Annotated in this window: 19 protein-coding genes; 6 read left to right on the top strand and 13 right to left on the bottom strand. The window is 73.7% G+C overall.

Annotated features, from left to right (window positions below):
- Positions 1 to 6 precede the first annotated feature (6 nt).
- The 3 genes from AB0H87_RS11565 to AB0H87_RS11555 are packed head-to-tail and all read right to left on the bottom strand — an operon-like array spanning position 7 to position 3,316.
- Positions 7 to 513, bottom strand: coding sequence for a biotin/lipoyl-containing protein (locus AB0H87_RS11565; RefSeq protein ID WP_360142893.1), 507 nt, complete (start codon positions 511 to 513; stop codon positions 7 to 9).
- Positions 510 to 2,180 (bottom strand): acetyl-CoA carboxylase carboxyltransferase subunit alpha/beta, encoded by a 1,671-nt coding sequence (locus tag AB0H87_RS11560; RefSeq protein ID WP_360142891.1) that lies wholly within the window; start codon positions 2,178 to 2,180, stop codon positions 510 to 512. Before AB0H87_RS11560 ends, AB0H87_RS11565 begins: the two co-directional genes overlap by 4 nt.
- On the bottom strand, positions 2,177 to 3,316 hold the full coding sequence (locus AB0H87_RS11555) for an AMP-binding protein (protein ID WP_360142889.1): 1,140 nt from the start codon (positions 3,314 to 3,316) through the stop codon (positions 2,177 to 2,179). Before AB0H87_RS11555 ends, AB0H87_RS11560 begins: the two co-directional genes overlap by 4 nt.
- 185 nt (positions 3,317 to 3,501) lie before the next feature.
- Here AB0H87_RS11555 and AB0H87_RS11550 point away from each other — a divergent pair, with 185 nt between their 5' ends.
- Entirely contained in the window at positions 3,502 to 4,296 is a 795-nt protein-coding gene (locus tag AB0H87_RS11550; protein ID WP_360142887.1) for an AfsR/SARP family transcriptional regulator, read from the top strand.
- Here the strand turns inward: AB0H87_RS11550 and AB0H87_RS11545 are convergent.
- From AB0H87_RS11545 to AB0H87_RS11525, 5 genes are read right to left on the bottom strand one after another with little or no spacing between them, the layout of a single operon-like run.
- Positions 4,293 to 4,739 carry a VOC family protein gene (locus AB0H87_RS11545; RefSeq protein ID WP_360142885.1) on the bottom strand — a complete coding sequence of 149 codons (447 nt, stop codon included), beginning with the start codon at positions 4,737 to 4,739 and terminating at the stop codon, positions 4,293 to 4,295. The two genes, AB0H87_RS11550 and AB0H87_RS11545, sit on opposite strands and share 4 nt — an antisense overlap.
- Positions 4,736 to 5,812, bottom strand: coding sequence for a glycoside hydrolase family 6 protein (locus AB0H87_RS11540; protein ID WP_360142883.1), 1,077 nt, complete (start codon positions 5,810 to 5,812; stop codon positions 4,736 to 4,738). The genes AB0H87_RS11545 and AB0H87_RS11540 overlap by 4 nt, the downstream gene beginning before the upstream one ends.
- 2 nt (positions 5,813 to 5,814) lie before the next feature.
- Positions 5,815 to 7,371, bottom strand: coding sequence for a hypothetical protein (locus AB0H87_RS11535; RefSeq protein ID WP_360142881.1), 1,557 nt, complete (start codon positions 7,369 to 7,371; stop codon positions 5,815 to 5,817).
- The gene (locus AB0H87_RS11530; RefSeq protein ID WP_360142879.1) at positions 7,368 to 8,762 is read right to left on the bottom strand and encodes a glycosyltransferase family 2 protein; all 1,395 of its coding nucleotides are present in this window, start codon (positions 8,760 to 8,762) and stop codon (positions 7,368 to 7,370) included. Before AB0H87_RS11530 ends, AB0H87_RS11535 begins: the two co-directional genes overlap by 4 nt.
- A gap of 48 nt (positions 8,763 to 8,810) precedes the next feature.
- A complete protein-coding gene (locus tag AB0H87_RS11525; RefSeq protein ID WP_360142877.1) occupies positions 8,811 to 9,728 on the bottom strand; it encodes a LysR family transcriptional regulator in 918 nt (305 codons plus the stop codon).
- A gap of 73 nt (positions 9,729 to 9,801) precedes the next feature.
- Between AB0H87_RS11525 and AB0H87_RS11520 the strand changes: the two genes are divergently transcribed.
- The gene (locus AB0H87_RS11520; protein WP_360142875.1) at positions 9,802 to 10,704 is read left to right on the top strand and encodes a DMT family transporter; all 903 of its coding nucleotides are present in this window, start codon (positions 9,802 to 9,804) and stop codon (positions 10,702 to 10,704) included.
- Here AB0H87_RS11520 and AB0H87_RS11515 read toward each other — a convergent pair.
- The gene (locus AB0H87_RS11515) at positions 10,691 to 11,110 is read right to left on the bottom strand and encodes a hypothetical protein (RefSeq protein ID WP_360142873.1); all 420 of its coding nucleotides are present in this window, start codon (positions 11,108 to 11,110) and stop codon (positions 10,691 to 10,693) included. The two genes, AB0H87_RS11520 and AB0H87_RS11515, sit on opposite strands and share 14 nt — an antisense overlap.
- Positions 11,111 to 11,165: 55 nt before the next feature.
- On the opposite strand from AB0H87_RS11515, the gene AB0H87_RS11510 reads away from it, so the two are divergent.
- The gene (locus tag AB0H87_RS11510) at positions 11,166 to 12,287 is read left to right on the top strand and encodes an AAA family ATPase (RefSeq protein WP_360142871.1); all 1,122 of its coding nucleotides are present in this window, start codon (positions 11,166 to 11,168) and stop codon (positions 12,285 to 12,287) included.
- Between the two features lie 61 nt (positions 12,288 to 12,348).
- Here the strand turns inward: AB0H87_RS11510 and AB0H87_RS11505 are convergent, their stop codons facing one another.
- Positions 12,349 to 12,720 (bottom strand): nuclear transport factor 2 family protein, encoded by a 372-nt coding sequence (locus AB0H87_RS11505; protein ID WP_360142869.1) that lies wholly within the window; start codon positions 12,718 to 12,720, stop codon positions 12,349 to 12,351.
- 51 nt (positions 12,721 to 12,771) lie between these two features.
- Here AB0H87_RS11505 and AB0H87_RS11500 point away from each other — a divergent pair, with 51 nt between their 5' ends.
- Both AB0H87_RS11500 and AB0H87_RS11495 read left to right on the top strand, forming a co-directional pair.
- Positions 12,772 to 13,587 carry a helix-turn-helix transcriptional regulator gene (locus AB0H87_RS11500; protein ID WP_360142867.1) on the top strand — a complete coding sequence of 272 codons (816 nt, stop codon included), beginning with the start codon at positions 12,772 to 12,774 and terminating at the stop codon, positions 13,585 to 13,587.
- A gap of 195 nt (positions 13,588 to 13,782) precedes the next feature.
- Positions 13,783 to 15,996 carry an ATP-dependent Clp protease ATP-binding subunit gene (locus AB0H87_RS11495; RefSeq protein ID WP_360142865.1) on the top strand — a complete coding sequence of 738 codons (2,214 nt, stop codon included), beginning with the start codon at positions 13,783 to 13,785 and terminating at the stop codon, positions 15,994 to 15,996.
- On the opposite strand, the gene AB0H87_RS11490 is transcribed toward AB0H87_RS11495, so the two are convergent.
- Together AB0H87_RS11490 and AB0H87_RS11485 are read right to left on the bottom strand one after the other, a co-directional pair.
- The gene (locus AB0H87_RS11490; RefSeq protein ID WP_360142863.1) at positions 15,984 to 16,823 is read right to left on the bottom strand and encodes a hypothetical protein; all 840 of its coding nucleotides are present in this window, start codon (positions 16,821 to 16,823) and stop codon (positions 15,984 to 15,986) included. The genes AB0H87_RS11495 and AB0H87_RS11490 overlap by 13 nt on opposite strands.
- 41 nt (positions 16,824 to 16,864) lie before the next feature.
- Positions 16,865 to 17,293 (bottom strand): carboxymuconolactone decarboxylase family protein, encoded by a 429-nt coding sequence (locus AB0H87_RS11485; protein WP_360142861.1) that lies wholly within the window; start codon positions 17,291 to 17,293, stop codon positions 16,865 to 16,867.
- 193 nt (positions 17,294 to 17,486) lie between these two features.
- On the opposite strand from AB0H87_RS11485, the gene AB0H87_RS11480 reads away from it, so the two are divergent.
- Positions 17,487 to 19,670 (top strand): glycoside hydrolase family 9 protein, encoded by a 2,184-nt coding sequence (locus AB0H87_RS11480; RefSeq protein WP_360142911.1) that lies wholly within the window; start codon positions 17,487 to 17,489, stop codon positions 19,668 to 19,670.
- Here AB0H87_RS11480 and AB0H87_RS11475 read toward each other — a convergent pair.
- On the bottom strand, positions 19,661 to 20,422 hold the full coding sequence (locus AB0H87_RS11475) for an LLM class flavin-dependent oxidoreductase (RefSeq protein ID WP_360142859.1): 762 nt from the start codon (positions 20,420 to 20,422) through the stop codon (positions 19,661 to 19,663). The genes AB0H87_RS11480 and AB0H87_RS11475 overlap by 10 nt on opposite strands.
- Positions 20,423 to 20,647 lie beyond the last annotated feature (225 nt).

Below are 20,647 nucleotides of genomic sequence, written 5' to 3'. Positions count from 1 at the left end.
CGCCTCCTAACCGGCCTGGGGGTCGATGGTCATGAGCCGCTCGCCGAACTCCACCGGCGCGCCGTCGGTCGCGTGCACCGCGACGATCCGGCCGTCCGCGTCCGCCTCGACCGGGATCATCAGCTTCATCGCCTCGACGATGCCGACCTGCTGGCCGCGCCGGACGTGGTCCCCCTCGGACACGAAGGGCGTGGCGCCGGGCTCGGGCGCGCGGTAGAACGTGCCGACGATCGGGGAGCTGATGCCGATGCCGGGCGGCGGCGGAGGCGCTTGTGGCTCGGCCTCGGGGCGGGCGGGCGGCGCCGCGACGGCGGCGGGCGGTGTCGCGGCCGGTGCCTGCTGCTGCTCCGTCCACTCCATCTCCACCACGACGTCGCCGGCCCGGATCCGCAGTGCGCGCGGCCGGTGCCCGAGGTCGGCGAGGAGCGACTGGGCGCTGCGGCGGACCTCGTCGAGCGCCTCCGCGAGCGGAGCCGCACCGTCCGTCGGCGCCGGTTCGATCAAAGACGTCACTGGGACCCTCCAGAGTGGGTGAGGCGGTCGGCGCCGCTGCCGAAGCGGCGGAAGCGGGCGCGCCGTTCGGCGAGCAGCCGCGCGGGATCGCGGGAGGCGAGGTCGGCGAGCTCCGCCCGGATCGCGGACCGGAGCAGGTTGGCCGCCGCGGTCTGGTCGGCCTCGGCGCCGCCCGGCGGCTCGGGCACCACGCCGTCGACCACGCCCAGGGTGAGCAGCGAGCGGGCGTCGACCTTGAGCGCCCGGGCGGCGGCGGGCGCGGCGGCGGAGTCCTTCCAGAGGATCGCGGCGCAGCCCTCGGGGCTGATCACCGTGTAGATCCCGTTCTCCATGATCAGGACCCGGTCGGCGACCGCGATGGCCAGCGCGCCGCCGCTGCAGCCCTCGCCGGTGACCACCGTGACCAGCGGGACCGGCAGGGCGCCCATCAGGCGCAACGTCTCCGCGATCACGGTGGCCTGCCCCTGCAGCTCGGCGTCCACGCCCGGGTACGCACCCGGGGTGTCCACGAGCGTCACCACCGGCAGCCCCCACTTGGCGGCCAGCCGCATCAGCCGGGCGGCCTTGCGGTAGCCGGCGGGGTTGGGCATCCCGAAGTTGTGCGCCGCCAGGTCAGCCGGCGTGTGCCCCTTCTCGTGCCCGACCACCACGACCGGCTCGCGCCCGAGCCGGCCCACGCCGCCGACGATCGCGGGGCAGTCGCCGCCCACGCGGTCGCCGTGCAGCTCCTCGAAGTCGTCGAGGATCATCCGGAAGTACTCGGAGGTGGTCGGCCGGCCCAGGTGCCGGGCCCGCCGCACCGCGTCCCACGGGTCCTGCTCGGGCACCCGGTCCGGCTCCCGGATCACCACCTGCTCCGCCGGGCAGACGTCCGCGGCCGTGTCCCGCCGGGCGCCCACGGAGAGCAGCCGGCCCAGCCGCTCGCGCAGCTGCGCCCGCGGGCAGACCAGGTCGACGAAGCCGCGCTCCAGCAGGAACTCGGCCGTCTGGAAGCCCGGTGGCAGCTCCTGCCGGATGGTCTGCGCGATCACCCGGGGGCCGGCGAAGCCGAACCGCGCGCCGGGCTCGGCGATCACGACGTCACCCAGCATCGCGTACGAGGCGGCGACGCCGCCGTACGTCGGATCCGTGATCAGGCAGGCCGTGACCAGGCCCGCCTCGTCGAGCTGCTGCATCGCCTGGGCGGTCTTGGCCATCTGCATCAGGCCGATCACGCCCTCCTGCATCCGCACGCCACCGGAAGCCGTCACGGTCACCAGCGGCAGGCGCTCGGCCAGCGCGGTCTCGGCGGCCCGGGTGATCAGCTCGCCGACGGCACCGCTGAGGCTGCCGCCCATGAACCGGAAGTCCATCGCGGCGACGACCACGGGGTTGTCGTTGACGGACAGCCGGGCGCAGACCACCGCCTCGGGCATGTTGGTCGCCGCACGGGCCTGGGCCAGGCGGTCGGCGTACGGCGTGCCGTCGCTGAAGCCCAGCGGGTCGTCCGACGGCACGTCGGTGTCCAGCAGGCGCAGCGTGTCGTGGTCGGCGAGCAGCTCGAGCCACTCCTGCGCGGTGAGCGGGAAACAGCCGCCGCACTGCGGGCAGACGCCGTGGTTGCGGGCGAGCCGCTTGGCGTACACGACGGCCCGGCAATGCCGGCAGAGCGCCCATTCCTTCGTCATGCGGTCACTCCCTGGGTCAGGAACAGGGCGCCCGCCTCGTCCAGGTAGCCGACGTCGCCGGTGCGCAGCCAGCCGTCCGGGTCGGTCATCGCGGTGGCGACCTGCGGGCCGCGGACCTTGACCTGCCCGGGCTTGCCCGGCGGGGCCAGCACGTGGCAGTCGGTGCCGGGGACCGGCCGGCCGACGGAGCCGGCGGTGGGGCCGTCGAGGCGGTCGCAGTGGGTCAGTGGGCCGCCGGCGGGGCCGTACCACTGGACGAGCGGTGCGCCGACCCGGGTGGCCAGGCGCAGCGCGGCGGCCGGCGGCAGCGTGGCGCCGCTGGCGAGCACGGCCCGGACCGTCGTGGTGCGGGGGTGCGTGTCGCGCGGGTCGGCCGCCAGCTTGGCCAGCGGCGCCGGAAGGCCGCAGTAATGGGTCGCCTCCTCGCGGCCCGCCAGCGTGACGCCGCCGGCCGGGTCAGGGTCCGCACAGAGCACCTGGGTCGCGGCGGCGTGCACGGCGGCGTTGAGGTACACCTGTTCGTACGTCGGCAGGTGGTTGACCACCGTGGAGCCCGGCTCGAAGCCGTAGGCCTGTGCCGCCTGCGCGGCGCCGACCGTGAGGTTGCGGTGGCTCAGCGGGATCGGCCGGCCCTGGGCGTCGAACCGCAGGCAGGCCACGGCGTCCAGGTCGATCGTCGCCTTCCGGCGGCGCGCGGGGGTGCGGGCCAGCGCGGCCACGGTCCGGCCGCCGTGCTCGCCCGGCTGGTCCAGGTAGAGCACGTCGAGATCCCGCTCGACCCGGATCCGGCGCAGCCGGTCGGCCATGCCCGCGGTGGCCACGAGCAGTTCGATGCCCGCGCGCTCGATCAGAGCGTCGAGGTCGGCGCCCGGATCGACGACGGCGCAGGTGTGTCCGGCCCGGACGGTGCCGAAATAGGCGACCGGGAACGCGGGATGCAGCGCGGCGGTGACGCCGACGACGGTGCCGGGCCGGCGCCCGGCGAGCGCGGCGGCGAACCCGTCGACGGCCGCGTCGAGGTCGCGGTAGGACAGCGCGTGTGCTCCGAAGCGGATCGCGGCCCGGCCGGGCGCGGTCACCGCGGCACGCCGCGGCAACGCGTCCAGCGGCAGAGCCTGGGTCTCAGCTTCGGGCACGGCGGGCTCCTTCAGGCCGGCTGTCTCACGACCCTCCGACCGTCGCAGTTGTCCACTTGAGCCCGCCTGGAATGTCGCTGGAGGCGCCAAAGGCTGTGGGGTAATCGTACGATCAGACCGAAAAGAACACTCATGTCGTGTTGGCCCTTTAAGGTTCTTCACAGCGACGGTCGTACGGGGGCGCGATGAACTACCACGTTCTTGGTCCGCTGCTGGTGAGATCCACCCACGCCGGCCCCGCGGTCCAGCTGACCGCGCCGAAGCCGCGCAAGGTGCTCGCCCTGCTCCTGCTGCACGCGAACCTGGTCGTGCCCGTCGAGACGCTGACCGCCGAGCTGTGGGGCTGCGAGCCGCCGGCGAGCGCGCAGACCACGCTGCAGACGTACATCCTCAAGATCCGCCGGATGCTCGTGTCGGCCTTCCCGCAGCGTGCGGCGCACGAGACGCTGGTGACCGCCTCGGGCGGCTACCGGCTCGACGTGGGCCCGGACGAGCTGGACCTGCACGCCTACGAGCGCCTGGCCGCCGCGGGCCGCGCCGCCCTGGACGGTGGCGACGACGCCACGGGCGCGAGCCTGCTGGGCCAGGCGCTGGCGCTCTGGAAGGGCGGCGCGCTCGTCGACGTGCGGCACGGCCCGGTGCTGCAGGCCGAGGTGCAGCGCCTGGAGGAGGGCCGGCTGTCGCTGTGGCGGCGGCGGATCGAGGCGGAGCTGCGGCTCGACCGGCACCAGGCGGTGCTGGGCGAGCTGGGCTGGCTGGCCGCGCGGCACCCGCTCAACGAGGACCTGCAGGCGCAGTACATGGTCGCCCTCTACCGGGCGGGCCGGCGGACCGACGCCCTCGACGCCTTCCACCGGCTGCGCGGGACGCTGCAGAACGACCTGGGCCTGGAGCCGTCACAGCGGGTGCAGCGGCTGCAGCACGCGATCCTGACCGCCGACCCGGCCCTGGACACCCTCGAGGTCGCCGGCGTCCGCTAGGGCGTGTCTCGCTGCTCCGCCAGCGCGAAGATGATGCCGCTCGGGCCGCGGAGATAGCAGAGCAGGAAGCTGTCGCCGTAGGGCGTCACCTGGCCGACCAGCTCGGCGCCGTGCGGGCGCAGGCGGGCGATGGTGTCCTCGATGTCGTCGACGGCGAACATGACGCGGTGCAGGCCCAGCGTGTTGGGCGGGGTGTTCGCGGGCTCGGGTGTGATCGCCTTCGGATTGTGGTAGGTCGTCAGCTCGATCCGGCCCGCGCCGTTCGGTATCCGCATCATGGCGATCTCGGTGCTGAGGTCGTCCAGCCCGACGACCCTGCCCGCCAGGCTGTCCGTTACCTGCATCCGGCCCTCGAGCTCCATGCCGAGCTCGGTGAAGAAGGCGACGGCGGCGTCGAGATCATCGACGACGATGGCGACGTTGTCCATGCGCTGAATCGTCATGCGCCCGAGGATAGGCGTCGGGTCCGACACCGCCGGCCGCGTGAGGTAATAGAGCGGAGGAGGTGCGAGTGGACTCCACGGTGTACTCGCCGTCGGGGGGCGCGGGTCGCGGCGTCGACCCACGTCGCGTTGGCGATGAGGTTGCGGGCCTGGCGCGGCGCGAAGAAGTACGTGGTCTCGCCACCGCACCTGCCGTCGGACTCCCCGGGTCGCTTGATCCACAGGAGCGCGGCGAGGCCCGGGCGGTCGGTCGTCGTGCTGGGCCGTTGCCCGAGGGCCTGCTTCGCCGGGTTGCACCACTCCTGGTCGTGCTTGGGGTCGTCCGGGGGCGGCCCCAGCCCGTTGCGGGAGGTGTCGATGACGAACTCGCGGTCGCCGACCAGATCGGACAGCTCCCGTCCCCAGTTGTACGAGTCGTCGGTCGTCTGCCGGTTGGACACGTTGACCGCGAAACCCTCGGCCCGTTCGATCCCGGCGGCCAGCAGCCGTTGCGCGGTCTCGCCGCTGCTCTTCCAGCGCGAGTGGCCGGCGTCGAGGTAGACGTACTGGCCGGCGTCGACGAGCGTGCCGACCGCCCGCTTCAGCGTCGCCGCGCGACTGGCGTCGAAGCAGTCGGCGGGCACGGCGTCCGGTTCCATGATCACCACGGCGCGGGTACGCCCCAGCGCCTCGACCAGCGACCCGATCCATCGCTGGTACGCCGCGGGGTCGGCGGCGCCCTCGCGGTGGTCGGTGCAGCCGCGGTTCGGGACGTTGTAGGCGACCAGCACCAGCATGGCGTCCTGTTGCCGGGCCTCCCGGGCGAGCCGGGGCACGGCCGTGACGTCCTGCGCGCTGGTCAGCCAGCCGGCCTGCGGCGTGGCGGTGATCGGCGCCAGCCAGCCGGCACCGTGCGTCGCGGCGTAGCGGTCGGCCGTCGAGTCGCGGTCGAGGTGGAGCCGGGCACCGCGCAGTGGGTGCTGCAGATCGGCGTACGTCCGGCTCGGCGGGTCCGGGTGCAGTTCGGTCTCGACCGGCGAGCCACAGCCGGCGACGATCATCAGGATGGCGGCGAGGGTGGCCGTGCGGCGCATGGTCACGGGCTCCAATACCTGCTGACGCGGTAGACGCGTACGCCGTCGGAACCGTCGCCGAAGCTGGCGACCGGGACGGCGTGCTTGTGTGCCTCGACGAGCGTGGGGTAGGCGGTGCCGCTCGCGGGGTTGCCCAGGTACCACTCGGGCACCACGAGGTAGTCGATCCGGCCGAGCCGTTCCCGGACCGCGGGGTCCGTGTCGAGCTTCGACACGATGATCGACTCGGGCCGGAACCGGTAGCGGTGCACGAGGTCGACCCAGATCGAGTCGTGCACGACCAGCACCTTGTCGCGGGGGACGTTGTCGGCGACCCACAGCTCGGCCGCCCGCATGGCCGGCACCTCCTTCGTGGTCATCATCGGGGTGAGCCGGTCGGGCCAGCTGACGGCGGCGCCGGCGAGCACCGCGACCGCGAGCGCGACCGCGGGGCCGACCCGCCACCACCGGCGGGCCGGGCCCGCCACGACGTGCACCGCTCCGGCGATCAGCAGCGCGCTCCACGGCAGCAGCGTGACGACGTGCATGAACGGCACGTACCCGTCGCGCACCATCAGCAGCCAGCCGGTCACCAGCGTCAGCGCGATCGGGCGCAGCCGGCCGGCGAACACGGCGACCGGGATGCTGGCCAGGCCGCCCAGCAGGAGCAGCCTGTCCTGGGCCAGCCAGTCGTCGAACAGGTGCCGCATGGGGCTGTCGGCGGTGAGCAGCGAGCCGCTGGTCTGGCGCTCGGCGAGCTGCCAGGCCGCCGTGCCGAGCAGGCTGTTGTGGCCCGGACCCTCGAACAGCTCGCCCTTGAACAGGGCGAACAGCGGGTACATGGCCATCAGCAGGGCGCCCGCCCCGGTCGCGACGGTGAGCACCTGCGCGCGGTTGCGCGGGTCCGTGTTGCGCCACAGCGTCCAGAGCAGGCCGGGCAGGAGCACCAGCAGCGTCTCCTTGGTCAGCGCGGCCATCGCGAAGCAGAGGGCCGCGCCGGTGCCGGCGAGGATGCTGCGCCGCCTGGACAATGCCAGCACGAACGCGGCGAGCAGCCAGGGTGTGGCGATGTTGTCGAGGAAGGTCCAGCGTCCGTAGAGGACGGCCAATGGGGACAGTCCGAACAGGAGCGCCGCGAGCGCGGCGGTCCACCGGCTGAAGCCGAGTCGCCGGCCCAGCGCGAAGACGAGGCCGGTGCTCACCACGCCGGCGATCAGCATGCACTCGTTGCCGAAGCCGATCGCGGAGTCGTGCCGGTCGAAGCCGTCGGTCAGCATCGAGTACAGCGCGATCTGGATCCAGCCCGCGGGCGCGTGGTCGTAGAAGTAGGAGTAGGGGGAGAGCGTCCCCTCGTACTGCAGCGACCAGGCCTGCGACAGGTACGTGCCGGGGTCGTCCACGTAGCGGGGGAACGTCGACATGCCGATGCCGCGGACGAGCCCGGTGGCGACGAGGACGGGCACCAGCAGGGCGAGCGTGCGGGCGTGCCGGCGCAGCCACTCCTGAGCGCCGATCAGCACCCGGCGGCGCACCGAGAGCAGGTGCCGCACGTCCGTCGGCGCGAGGTTGGCCAGCGTCATCGCGTGCTCCCGACCGTCGCGGGCTCGGGCGCCGGCAGGTGCGTACCGTGATGGGTCGTCTTCACCCAGTCGTTGCGGCGCAGCGCGTAGCGGGCCACGGCCCACACCGCCGCCACGCAGAGGACGAGCTGAAAGGGGTAGGCGCCCAGCACCACACCGAGGTAGTCGCGGATCCGCGCCTTGACCTGGAAGGTCCGGCTGAACACGCGCAGCATCAGCACGTCGAGCGCGACCGTGAGGACGCTCAGGCCCAGCGGCAGGCAGGCCAGCAGCGCGACCGCGATCGGCGACTTGTGCCACAGCGCCAGGGTCAGCGCGACCGGCGCGAGGACGCCCGTGAACGCCTGGAAGAACTGGAACCCGAGCACGTAGACGGCCAGGACGCGCTGGCCCAGCGTCGGCAGCGCCACCCACTCGCCGGCCCGGAACACCTGCATGAAGCCCTGCATCCAGCGCACCCGCTGGCGGACGAGGCCGCGCAGCGTCGCCGGGGTCTCCTCGCGGGTGACCAGCTCGGGCAGGTAGACCACGTCCACCGCGTAGCCGAGCACCGACGCCACGATCCCGATCTTGCAGTCCTCGGTCAGGCACTCCTCGTCCCAGTACTGGCCGTAGCGCTGCCGCAGTGCGTCCAGGAACTCCCGGCGGAAGAAGACGGTGTTGCCGCCGAGCGGCATCACCCGGGTGACGGCCTGCAGCTTGAGCCGCGACTGGAACCACTTGAAGTACTCGAGCACGTTCGCCGCCCGCCACCACGCGCTCGTGTTGGCGTGCCACCAACGCCGCAGCCGCGGGTGGCGGCCCGCCGGCATCGGCAGGTCGCGCGCGCGGGCGCTGAAGTTCATGAGCTGGACACCGCACTGCACGATGCCGGCGTCGGTGCGGCGGAACCGGTAGTCCACCACCCGCAGCAGGTCGGGGTGGAACAGGTCCTCGGCGTCGGCCACGCCGATCCACTCGAAGGGTATGCCGAGCTCGGTGAGCCGGTGCACGGCCGCGTTGAGCCCGATCGGCTTGTTGTGGACGTCGGTGTCCTCGGGATACGGGCAGACGAGCACGCGTCCCGGGAACTCGCGCGCCTTGCCGTGGGCGATGCGGGCCGTGCCCGGGTCGTCGGGGTGGTCGACGATCGGCATCACCCAGTAGTCCGGATGGTCCAATGTGGCCAGCCGGTCGAGCGTGTGCCCGGCCACGGCCTCCTCGTGCCGCATCGGCACCAGGATCACGCCGGGCAGGCGCGGCTCGTCGGGGCTCCCGTACCGCTGCGGGTCGTTGTGTTCAGGTCGCCACCATTTGTAGAGCTGGAAAGCCAGCGTGGTGACGGTCACCGCGAGCATCAGCAGCGAGACGACCACGATGGACACGTCGAGGAGCAGGCTCAGCTCTCGCATCGGGTCGCCTTACCCTCGGGTGCGGCCGGCATGCGCCCGCCGCCGTGGTCATCGACCGGCGGTCGCCGCCTGCTCGGTAACCGCTGCCAGGAAGGCGGTGAGGGCCGGCGCCGGCGGTGTGTCCCTCGTCACGACGGCCAGCCGGCGCATGAGCCGGGTCTCGGCGACCTCGCGCACGGCGAGCGCGGGGTCACCCACGGGCAGGGTCAGCGGCGGCAGCAGCGCGACGGCGGCGCCCACGCGGACCAGTTCCAGCAGGACGTCCGCGTCGTTGGAGCGGTGGCGGATGTCCGGTTCGTAGCCGCCGAGCGTGCGGCAGGTGCCGACGACCATGGCGTGGTGGCCGGTGCCCTCGGCGGAGGCGGCCCAGATGTCGGTGCGCAGGTCGGCGACCGCGACGGGTCCGCCGGGCCCGGCCAGCGGATGCGCCGCGGGCAGCACCAGCTTCAGGGGTTCCGCGTGGAGCACGGCGAAGCGCAGGCCCGCCGGTCGCGGGCGGGGATGGCCGTCGTACTCGTCGCCGATCACCAGGTCGACCGCGCCGAGCCGCAGGCCGGGCAGCGCCTGTTCGAGCTCCAGCTCGAAGATCTCCACGCGCACGCTGGGGTGGTCGATGATCATGCGGGCCACGGCCGGGATCAGGAAGCGGCGGGCGGCCGACTGCAGGCCGCCGGCGCGCACGGTGCCCCGGACGTCGCCGCTCAGGGCGGCCAGGTCGGCCTCGGCCGTCTCGGCGGCGGCCAGCAGCACGCGGGCGTGCCGGGCCAGGAGGCGGCCGGCGTCGGTCAGGCGTACGCCGCGGCCGGCCTTCTCGAACAGCGGCGTGCCCGCGTCCTTCTCCAGCAGGGCGAGCTGCTGGGAGACGGCCGACGGGCTGTAGCCGAGGGCGGCCGCGACGGCGGCCAGGGTGCCGCGCTCCGCGAGCTCGCGGAGGAGCAGCAGGCGCCGCAGGTCGCGCATGACCATCCGCGAATCCTAACGGGTCAGGTCCAGAAACCATCGCTGGTGCTGACGAGTTGGATGCCCGATGCTCGACGGCGTGGGTCCGGTTCTGTGTCTGATCTCGGCGGCGTTCTTCGGCGCCATGCCGATCTTCGGGAAGTTCGCGTACGAGGCGGGCGTCTCGCCCGGCGAACTGCTGCTGGTGCGCTTCGGCCTCGCGGCGGCGGTGCTGGGCGCGCTGCTGTTCGTGCGGCCACGCCTGCGCGGTGCGGAGCCGCTGTCCCGCCGCGCGGTGGTGACGGCCCTCGCGCTGGGCGCATTCGGGTACGCCGCACAGGCCGGTCTCTACTTCTCCGCGCTGCGACGGCTCGACGCCTCGCTGCTGTCGCTGATCCTCTACACGTTCCCGATCCTCGTCACCCTCTCGGCTGTGCTGCTGGGCCGGGAGCGCCTGACGGGCCGGCGGGTCGCGGCGCTCGCGGCGGCCTCGGCCGGCACGCTGCTGGTGCTGCTCGGCGCGGGCGGGATGAGCTTCCAGGCGTTCGGCGCGCTGCTGGCCTTCGGCGCGGCGGTCGTCTACACCGCGTACATCCTGGTCTCCGACACGGTCGTGCACAGCCTGCCGCCCGTGGTGCTGTGCACGCTGGTGATGACCGGCGCCACGGGCACGCTCTGCGCGCACGCCGCGGTGTCCGGCGGGGTCGACCTCGGCTTCGGGGTGCGGGCGTGGTTCTGGCTCGCCTGCATCGCGGTGGTCTCCACCGTGCTGGCGATGCTCGCGTTCTTCGCGGGCCTGCGGCGCACCGGCCCGTCGACGACCGCGATCCTTTCGACATTCGAGCCCGTCGTCACGACCACCCTGGCCACGCTCACGCTGGGCGAGTCGCTGGGCCCGGTGCAGCTCGTCGGTGCGGTCCTGGTGCTGTCCTCGGTCGCGGTCCTGCAGATCCGCCAACGGGCGGCGCGGCCGTTGGTGCTCGAGCCGGCTACGTCCCGCTAGCCGCGTCGAGGCGGCGCCGGAGCAGGTCGCGGAGCGGGATCGAGTCGCCGTCGCGGCCGCCCTCGCCCACGATCAGTGGCGCCGGCCGCGGCTGGACGGCGGTGCCGGTGAGGCGGGCCCGCAGGGAGTTCGGCGTCGTGAGGACATAGAACCGCCCCTCGGTGTCGACGGCGAGGCGGTCGTGCCGGTCGAGGTACCAGCCGCGCAGGCCGGTGCGGTAGCGGGCGCCGCCGCGGTGCGCCGGCGCGGTCAGCGGGGTGGGCGCGATGCCGCGCGCGGTGGCGTCCGCGACGAACGCGGCGATCAGCGCCGCCGCCTGCTCGGCCTCGCGCGCCCGCTGGTCCTGCTGCGCCCGCGCGTGGGCGTCGATCGCCTGGCGGCGCTGCTCGAGCCAGTCGCGGTCCATGTCCGGACCCTATATCGGTCGCACGGGCCGGCCGTCGGCGCCAGAATCGGGCGCCATGGGGCGGGTGCCGGTGCTGTGGCTCTACGGGCCGCCCGGTGTCGGGAAGACATCGGTCGCGTGGGAGCTGTTCAGCCGGCTCGGGGTGCCGGCCGCCTTGGTCGACATCGATCAGCTCGGGATCTGTTACGGGCCGGCGGGCCGGCCGCCCGAGCCGGCGTCCGACCCCGGCCGGCACCGGATGAAGGCGCGCAACCTCGACGCGGTGGTGGCCAACTTCGGTGCCGCGGGCGCGTCGTGCGTCGTGGTGCCGGGCGTGGTCGACTCCGCGCGCGGGGTCGACGTCGGGCTGCTGCCACGCGCCGCCGTGACGGCGGTGCGCCTGCGGGCGTCGCCGGGCGCGCTGCGGGAACGGCTGGCGCGTCGCGGGCGGCCGACGGACCAGGCGGTGGCCGCGCTGCGGGAAGCCGAGGCGCTGGACCGCCTGCCCGGTGAGTGCGTCGACACCACCGGGCTCGGCGTGGCCGAGGTCGCGCGGCTGGTCAAGCCGTTCATGCCCGCCGCGGGCGGCGGCGGTGTGCTCACCGGCCCGGTGCCGGCGCCGGGGGAGGTCCTGTTGCTGTGCGGGCCGCTCGCCGTCGGCAAGTCCACCGTGGGCTGGGAGGTGTACCAGCGCTCCAGTCTCGCCGGTGTGCACACGGCGTTCGTCGACCTGGAGCAGATCGGCTTCTGCCGGCCGGCGCCGGCCGACCACCGGCTCAGGTCGGCCAACCTGGCCGCGCTGTGGCGGACCTACCACGCCCGCGGCGCGCGGCGGCTGGTCGTGGTCGGGCACATCGATGGGCCGGCGGACGTCGCCGCCTACACCGCCGCGCTGCCGGCGGCGACCGTCACCGTGTGCCGGCTGCACGCGAGCGCCGGGCAGCTCGCGGAGCGCATCGCGCTGCGGACGCGTGGCATCGGCGCGACCTGGGGGCTGGCGGGCGACGAGCTGACCGGCCGGCCGGCACCGGCCGGGATCCACGCGCGCGCCGCGGCACAGGCCGCGGCGCTGGAGCGCGCGGGGATCGGCGACCAACGGCTCGACACCGACGGACGGACGGTGGCCGAGGTCGTGGCGGCGGTCAGGTGGCCCGGTCCAGTCGCTGCTCCCCGCTGGTCGAGAGCTACGTGGCGCTGACGCACCCGGACCTGTACCTCGCGGAACTGCTGGCCCGGGTGCGCCCGCCGGCGGCGACCGGCTAGGCCGGAACGCGGTCGAGGAAGCCGAGCACCTGGTTCAATCGGCCGTCGCCGTCTGTGGTCGCCACGTCGAAGCCGGCGATCGGTGCCTCGGCGCCCTCGGGGCCCAGCTCCCACGTGAACCGCGCCTGGTTGTGGTGGCCGTCGACCGGGCCCGCGAGCCGGAACGTCATGCCGGGGAACTGCCCCTGCACGGCCGCGATCGTGGCGTCGATCGCGTCCCGGCCCTCGGCGACGGCCAGCGGGTCGACGTAACGGCCGTCGGCCGCCCACAGCTCCTCGATGCGCCGCCGGCGTGCCGACGGGTCGGTCTCGTTCCAGGTGGCGATGTAGCGCTGCGCCAGTTCGTCGTACGTCATCGTGTCTGTCATGTGAGAAATGATCGCCAGCGGCCGTGCGGTGTGTCGATTACCTCGCAGGTAATGGCCGCTGCGCCGGAACGGTCATTAGGGTCGGTTGGCGTGACCACGCTGACCAGGCCCGCGCGACCGGTCGGGGAGCTGCTCCGCGACTGGCGCCGGACCCGCCGGATGAGCCAGCTCGACCTGTCGAACGAGACCGGGATCTCCGCCCGGCACATCAGCTTCGTCGAGACGGGCCGCTCCCGGCCGAGCCCGGACCTGATCCTGCGGCTGGCGGAGCGGCTGGACATCCCGCTGCCGGACCGCAACACGATCCTGCTCGCCGGGGGCCACGCGCCGGCGTACCCGAGCCATGAGCTGGACGACCCGGAACTGGCTCCGATCCGGGCGGCGGTGCGCCAGATCCTCGACGGCCACGGCCCCTACCCGGCGGCCCTGATCGACCAGCACTGGCACCTCGTCGAGGCCAACCCGGCCATCGCCCTGTTCACCGCGGGCGCCGCGGCCCACCTGCTCGAACCGCCGGTCAACGTGCTGCGCCTGAGCCTGCACCCCGACGGCATGGCACCGCGCATCGGCAACCTGCCCGAGTGGCGCGCGCACCTGCTCAGCCGGCTGCGGCAACAGGCGACGACCACCAACGACCCGGTGTTGTACGAGCTGCTGGAGGAGCTGCGCGGCTACCCGGGCGGCACCGCGCATCAGGCGGGAGTCGCCAGCGTCGTCGTCCCGCTCCGCTACGAGGACCTGTCGTTCCTCAGCACCACGACGCTGTTCGGCACCCCGCTCGACGTGACCGTGGCCGGCCTGGCGATCGAGGCCTTCTTCCCGGCCGACCCGGCGACCGGGGAGCGGCTGCGCGCCCTTTCGCTCTAGGCGAACGATCACGGCGGGCGCTTCCGCCGGGTCAGGGGTTACCGTCAACCCGGGTAGTGCGCCTGCCCGCGCCTCGTGCGACCGCCCACGCCGGCCGCCCGGGATGGCCAAGAGGCTTCGACTCAGCGCCCTCGTTTCGCGCGGCCCTGCTGCGTCCGGACACGGGGCGCGTGGGGCCTCGCGAGGGCGTGAAGCATGTTCGAACGGTTCACCGACCGGTCCCGCCGGGTCGTCATCCTGGCGCAGGAAGAGGCGCGGATCTTCAACCACGCGTCGATCGGCACCGAGCACCTGTTGCTCGGCATCCTCAAGGAGGGCGAGAACGTCGGCGCGCGGGCGCTGGTCGGGCTCGGGCTCTCCCTGGTCAGCGTTCGCCAGCAGGTCGAAGAGGTGATCGGCGCCGGCGGGAAGCCGGCGGCGGGGCACATCCCGTTCACCCCGCGGGCCCGGCGGGTGCTGGAGCTGGCCCTGCGCGAGGCCATCCAGCTCGGCCACGGGCACATCGGGCCCGAGCACGTGCTGCTCGGGCTGGTCCGGGACGGCGGCGGGGTCGGCGCCCAGGTGCTCGCGGGGTTCGGCGCCGACGCCGCGGCGGTCCGGCTGCGGGTGATCGAGGAGCTGGCGCAGAAGGCGGACGCCCCGCCGCCGAGCATCGGCGGCAGCGCCGTGCTCGACCAGTTCGGCACCAACCTCACGCAGGCGGCGCAGGGCGGCGGCCTGGACCCGGTGGTCGGGCGCGCGACCGAGATCGAGCGCGTCATCCGCGTGCTCTGCCGGCGCACCAAGAACAACCCGGTGCTGCTGGGCGAGCCGGGCGTCGGCAAGACCGCCGCCGTGGAAGGGCTGGCCCAGCGGATCGCCGCCGGCGAGGTGCCGCGGCGCCTGCGCGGCAAGCAGCTCTACACGCTCGACCTCGGCGCCCTGGTCGCCGGGACGCGTTACCGCGGTGACTTCGAGGAGCGGCTCCGCAAGGTGCTCAAGGAGGTACGCGGCCGCGACGACATCATCCTGTTCGTCGACGAGATCCACACGATCGTCGGCGCCGGCGCGGCGGAGGGCGCGCTCGACGCCGCCTCGATCCTCAAGCCGCTGCTCGCCCGGCCCGAACTGCAGCTGATCGGCGCGACCACGACCGACGAGTACCGGCGGATCCTGACCCGCGACCCCGCGCTCGAGCGGCGGTTCCAGCCCGTCGCGCTGGGCGAGCCGACCGTCGCGCAGACCGTCGAGATCCTGACCGGGCTGCGCCGGCACTACGAGAGCCACCACGGCGTCGCGTTCACCGACGCCGCCCTGGCCGCCGCCGCGACGCTGGCCGACCGGTACGTGGCCGACCGGTTCCTGCCCGACAAGGCGATCGACCTCGTCGACGAGGCCGGCGCCCGGACCCAGCTCCGTGGTGGGACCACTGTGGACGAGGACGACATCGCCGAGGTGCTGGCCGACTGGGTCGGTGTGCCCGTGCGGCCGCTGAGCGAGAGCGAGACCCAGCGCCTGGCCCGGATGGAGGACGAGCTGCACCGGCGGGTGGTCGGGCAGGACGAGGCGGTCGGTGCGGTCGCGCGGGCGGTGCGCCGTACCCGGGCGGGCCTGAAGGATCCCCGCCGCCCGGCCGGGTCGTTCGTGTTCGCCGGGCCCACCGGTGTCGGCAAGACCGACCTGTGCCGCGCACTGGCCGAGTTCCTGTTCGGCGCCGAGGACGCGCTGATCCAGCTGGACATGTCGGAGTACCACGACCGGCACACCGTGGCCCGGCTCGTCGGCGCGCCGCCCGGGTACGTCGGCCACGACGAGGGCGGGCAGCTCACCGAGCGGGTGCGCCGGCGGCCGTTCTCGGTCGTGCTGTTCGACGAGGTCGAGAAGGCCCACCCCGACGTGCTGCTCACGCTGCTCCAGATCCTGGAGGACGGCGCGCTGACCGACGCGCAGGGTCGCAAGGTGGACTTCCGGAACACGGTGGTCATCCTGACCACGAACCTCGGCACGCGGGCCGCGCCGGTCGGCTTCGGCGACTCCATGGTGGACGGTTCGGTGCGCGGGGAGCTGCGCCGCCACTTCCCGCCGGAGCTGCTCAACCGGATCGACGAGACCGTGGTGTTCCGCCACCTGGCCGAGCCCGAGCTGCTCGCGATCGCCGACCTGATGCTGGCCCGGGTCGCGCAGCGGCTCGCGGCCCGCGAGATGACCCTGGTGGTCACCGACGGCGCCAAGCTGTACCTGGTGCGGCACGGTTTCGACCCGGCCTACGGTGCCCGCCCGTTGCGCCGGGCCATCCAGACCGGCGTCGAGGACGCGTTGTCGGAGCGGATCCTGCTGGAGGAGCTGCGGCCCGGCCAGACCGTCGTCGTCGACGCCGAGGGCGCGGAGCTGGCGTTCCGCGTCGACGAGCTGGCCGGTCAGGCCGGGTAGGGGGTTTCCTGCCGCGGCAGGACCACGACGTCGCCGGGCCGCACCTGTCGCGGCCCGGCGGCGCCGTCGAACCAGACGTCATAGGTCACCGGCGGCCCGTCCGCCGCCCACGACAGGCCGACGATCGCGCCGCCCACGGTGCCCGACCGCACGCGGGTGCCGGGCGCGTGCCCGTCGTCGCCGACGACCAGCAGGGCGTCGAGGATCTGCCGCACCGCGGTCCACGGCGCGCCGGCCTCGTCACCGAACGCCCGGAACGCCTGGCGCAGCTTGGGATGAGCGGTCAGCGCGCCGTCGATCCGCTCCCACAGGATCGTCCAGTCGCCGTCGAGCAGCCGGCGCGCCGCCCGGTCGACGTCGGCACAGACCAGGTCGACCGCGGCCTCCTCGCCGGACTCGGCCGCCCACGCCCGCTCGCCCGCGTGCGGGGCCGCGACCACGAGGTAGAGCATCGCCAACAGCGCCGCGCGGCCCTCGCCGGTGTAGAACCCACCCGGGCCCGGCGGGAACCGGTCGACCAGGTGGCCGGCGCGTCCGGCGGGCAGGCGGGCTGCGCGGCGGGCGTCGGCCACGCGCACGTCGAACGGGCGGGCGGCGCGGGCGCCGAGGGACCAGCGCCGGCCGCCGCCGGCCCCGCCGCCGGACAGTGCGACGGGATAGACGGTCCGGCCGTATCCGCCGAGCGACTCACCGGCGCGCAGCCCTGCGGTGGCCACCTGCCGGGCCGCGACCGAGTAGGCCACACCGCTGTGCGCGGCGTGGGCCCGGACCAGGCGCTTGCGCGCCCGCCCGGCGCGGGGACGCTTGCGCGATCGCTCGTCGGTCATGGCGGTCCCTCCCGTGCTCTCCCCGACGGTACAGCCGGCGATCACCCGGTCTCGACCGGGAGGAGGCCGCGCTCGGCGAAGACCTTCTTGGCGACCATGGTGGCGTTCAGCGCCTTGGGAATGCCGCAGTAGACGGCCGAGTGCAGCAGCGCCTCGACGATCTCCGCGGCGGTGAGGCCGACGTTGAGCGACGCGTTGACGTGCACCTCGAGCTGCGGCTCGCAGCCGCCCAGCGCGGTCAGCATGCCGAGCGTGACGAGCTGCCGGTCGCGTGGCGGCAGCCCCGGGCGGGCGTAGATCTCGCCGAAGGCCCAGGAGACGACCTGGTGACCCAGCTCCGGGCTGATGTCGGTGAGGGCGTCGACGACCCGCCGGCCGCTCTCGCCGTCGACGCGGTCGAGGACCGCCTTGCCACGCTCGAAGCGGTCCTGGCGGGTTTCGCTGTGGTTTGCGGTGGTTCCGTCGGTCATCCAAGAAACGTAAAACCTAGAGTCCGCTCAAGGCCAAGCCGCATTGACATAGGACACACTGCCTGCCAGCATCCCTTCCAAAGCTGGGAGCGCTCCCAGCCTGACCTCCTTCGATGCACCGTCCATGCACATCGAAAGGAACCCCGTGATCTCGACATCCTGGCGGCGCCGCATCGCCGCCGTCACCGGCCTCGTGCTCGCGGCCACCGCGCTGGCCGGTGCGCCGGCCGCGGCCGAAGGACCCGAGCAGATCGTCAACGGCACCTTCGACAACGGCCACGCGCCCTGGTGGGCGACCGGCAACCTCACCCTCGACTCCAGCAGCGGGCAGCTCTGCGCCGACGTGCCGGGCGGCACCGTCAACCCCTGGGACGCCATCATCGGCCAGGACAACGTCCCGCTGGTGGCGGGCGAGACCTACGAGTTCCGCTTCTTCGCCACCGCCACGCCCGCCCGGGTCGGCAAGGCGCTCATCCAGCTGCCGGTCGACCCGTACACGCAGTACCTGTCGGCGACCCCCGAGCTGAGCGTGTCGGGCAACGACTACACGTACACCTTCACCTCGCCCGTCGACCTGCCCAACGCCCAGGTGGCGTTCCAGATCGGCGGCAGTGCGACACCGTGGCGCATCTGCCTCGACAACGTCTCGCTGCAGGGTGGCGCGGAGCCCGAGGAGTACGTGCCCGACACCGGCCCGCGCGTGCGCGTCAACCAGGTGGGCTATCTCCTGCACGGCCCGAAGAACGCCACCCTGGTGACCGAGGCGACCACACCCGTGCCGTGGCAGCTCAAGAACGCGGCCGGCACGGTCGTGGCGCGCGGCACGTCGACACCGCGCGGCGTCGACGCCTCCTCCGGGCAGAACGTCCAGACCATCTCGATGGCGTACGCCCGGAAGGGCACCGGCTACACGCTGGTGGCCGACGGCGAGACGAGCCGGCCCTTCGACATCGGCACCGACTTCTACGAGCAGCTGCGCCTGGACGCGCTGAAGTTCTACTACACCCAGCGCAGCGGTGTCCCGATCGACGACGCGCTGCGCCCCGGCTACGGCCGCCCGGCCGGCCACGTCGGCGTCGCGCCCAACCTCGGTGACACCGACGTGCCGTGCCAGCCCGGCGTCTGCGACTACCGGCTCGACGTCAGCGGCGGCTGGTACGACGCCGGCGACCACGGCAAGTACGTCGTCAACGGCGGCATCTCGGTGCACCAGCTGATGAGCGAGTACGAGCGCGTCGGGCAGTCCTGGACCCTGCGCGACGGCACGCTGGCGCTGCCCGAGAGCGGCAACCGGGTGCCGGACATCCTCGACGAGGCCCGGTTCGAGCAGGAGTTCCTGCTCAAGATGCAGGTGCCCGCCGGGCAGCCGTACGCCGGAATGGCCCATCACAAGATCCACGACGCGGCCTGGACCGGCCTGCCGCTGCTGCCGCACCTCGACCCGCAGCCGCGTGAGCTGCACCGCGTCTCGACCGCGGCGACGCTGAACCTCGCCGCCACCGCCGCACAGGCGGCCCGCGTGTTCCGGCCCTTCGACAAGCGCTTCGCCCAGCGCAACCTGGCCGCGGCCAAGGCGGCGTGGGCCGCGGCGAAGGCCAACCCGGCGCTGTACGCCGACCCCGCTGACGGCGTCGGCGGCGGTGCCTACAACGACGACGACGTGACCGACGAGTTCTACTGGGCGGCCGCGGAGCTCTACATCACCACCGGCGACCGGGTCTATCGCGACGCGATCCTCGCCTCGCCGGTGCACACCGCGGACATCTGGCGCGACCGCGGCTTCGACTGGGGTCACACCGCCCAGCTGGGCCGCATCGACCTCGCCACGCTGCCCAACAAGCTGCCGGACCGCCATCGGGTACGCGCCTCGGTGGTCGCGGGCGCCGACCGTTACCTGGCGACGGCGCGGGCGCACCCGTACGGCATCCCGTACGCGCCGGCCGAGAACACGTTCGACTGGGGCTCCAACAACCTGGTGCTGAACAACGCGGTCGTGCTGGCGGCGGCGTACGACATCACGGGCCGGGATCGCTACCGCGACGGCGTGCTGGAGACGATGGACTACATCTTCGGCCGCAACGCGCTCAACCAGTCCTATGTGACCGGTTACGGCGAGGTGGCGTCGCACAACCAGCACAGCCGGTGGTACGCGCGCCAGCTCAACCCCGACCTGCCGAACCCGCCGCGGGGAACGCTGTCGGGTGGCCCGAACTCGTCCATCCAGGACCCGGTGGCCCAGCAGAAGCTGCAGGGCTGCGCGCCGCAGTTCTGCTACATCGACGACATCGAGTCGTGGTCAACGAACGAGCTGACCATCAACTGGAACGCACCCCTGGCCTGGATCGCCGGCTTCGTGGCCGACCAGGATCAGGGCTGAGGTGGCCCCTGGCCGACGCGGGCAGCCGCGTCGGCCAGGTCGCCCCGCCACCAGCCGAGCGCCTCGACCCACCAGGTGACGCCGGCGGCCGCGTAGGGCGCGATCCGCCCGGCCACGGGGGTCGCGCCCTCGACGGCGATGTCGACGGGGCGCCCGGCCAGCTCGCGGGTGAACACCGCGGCCGCGGCGACATCCGCGACGACGGGGCGGCCCGGCGGCCACTGCCCCGCGAAGGCCGGCATCGCACCGTCGAACCGGGCGGCGCGCCGCAGCCCGGCCCGCCGCGGCCACTCGCCGCCGCACCAGATCGGGATGCGCCCGACACCCCATCGCTCCCACAGTCCGGTCAACCGGTCGAGCCCGTCGTCGAGCGCCCGCCCGCGCGCCCGCAGGTCGGGGTCGAGCCCGAACTCGGTGAACTCCCGGTCGACCGACCCGACGATGCCGAGCACGGTCAGCCGCCCACCGGAGAGCGCGTGGATGGCCGCGGTGTCCTGCGCGACGTCCTGCACCTGCCGGCGGGGCAGCACGACGGTGAGGATGATCCGGATCCGCTCGGTCCGGGCCGCGATGGCCGCGGCGGCGACGGTGGAACTGGCGACGGGCCAGCCGGGCTCGTCGTAGAGCAGGTGATCCCAGAGCTGCACACCGTCCCACCCGTGCTCCTCGGCGGAGACGGCCAACTCGGTCAAGGTCCGCACGTCGCCGAACTGACCGACCGTCGGCAGCCCGACAGCGAACTTCAGATCCATACCGGAAACCCTGACACAGTCCGGCGATGGGTTTCGACGGCACGCTCGTGGTCGCGCGGTGGGACCGGCGCGCGCGCCCGGGGCTGGCTGCCCCTGCCGTAAGCCCTCGCCCCGATCACCACCCCGCGCCATCGTCGATGGCTGAGCGTGGAGGTCGGTGCGGGCACGCCGGTGCGCGCGGTGCAGGCCGCGCTCGGGCAGCGCGGCCTGCGGCTGGCCTGCGTC

Source organism: Asanoa sp. NPDC050611 (assembly GCF_040654855.1).
In the GTDB taxonomy this organism is placed as follows: domain Bacteria; phylum Actinomycetota; class Actinomycetes; order Mycobacteriales; family Micromonosporaceae; genus Asanoa.
This window is presented reverse-complemented; position numbering and strand designations above follow the sequence as displayed.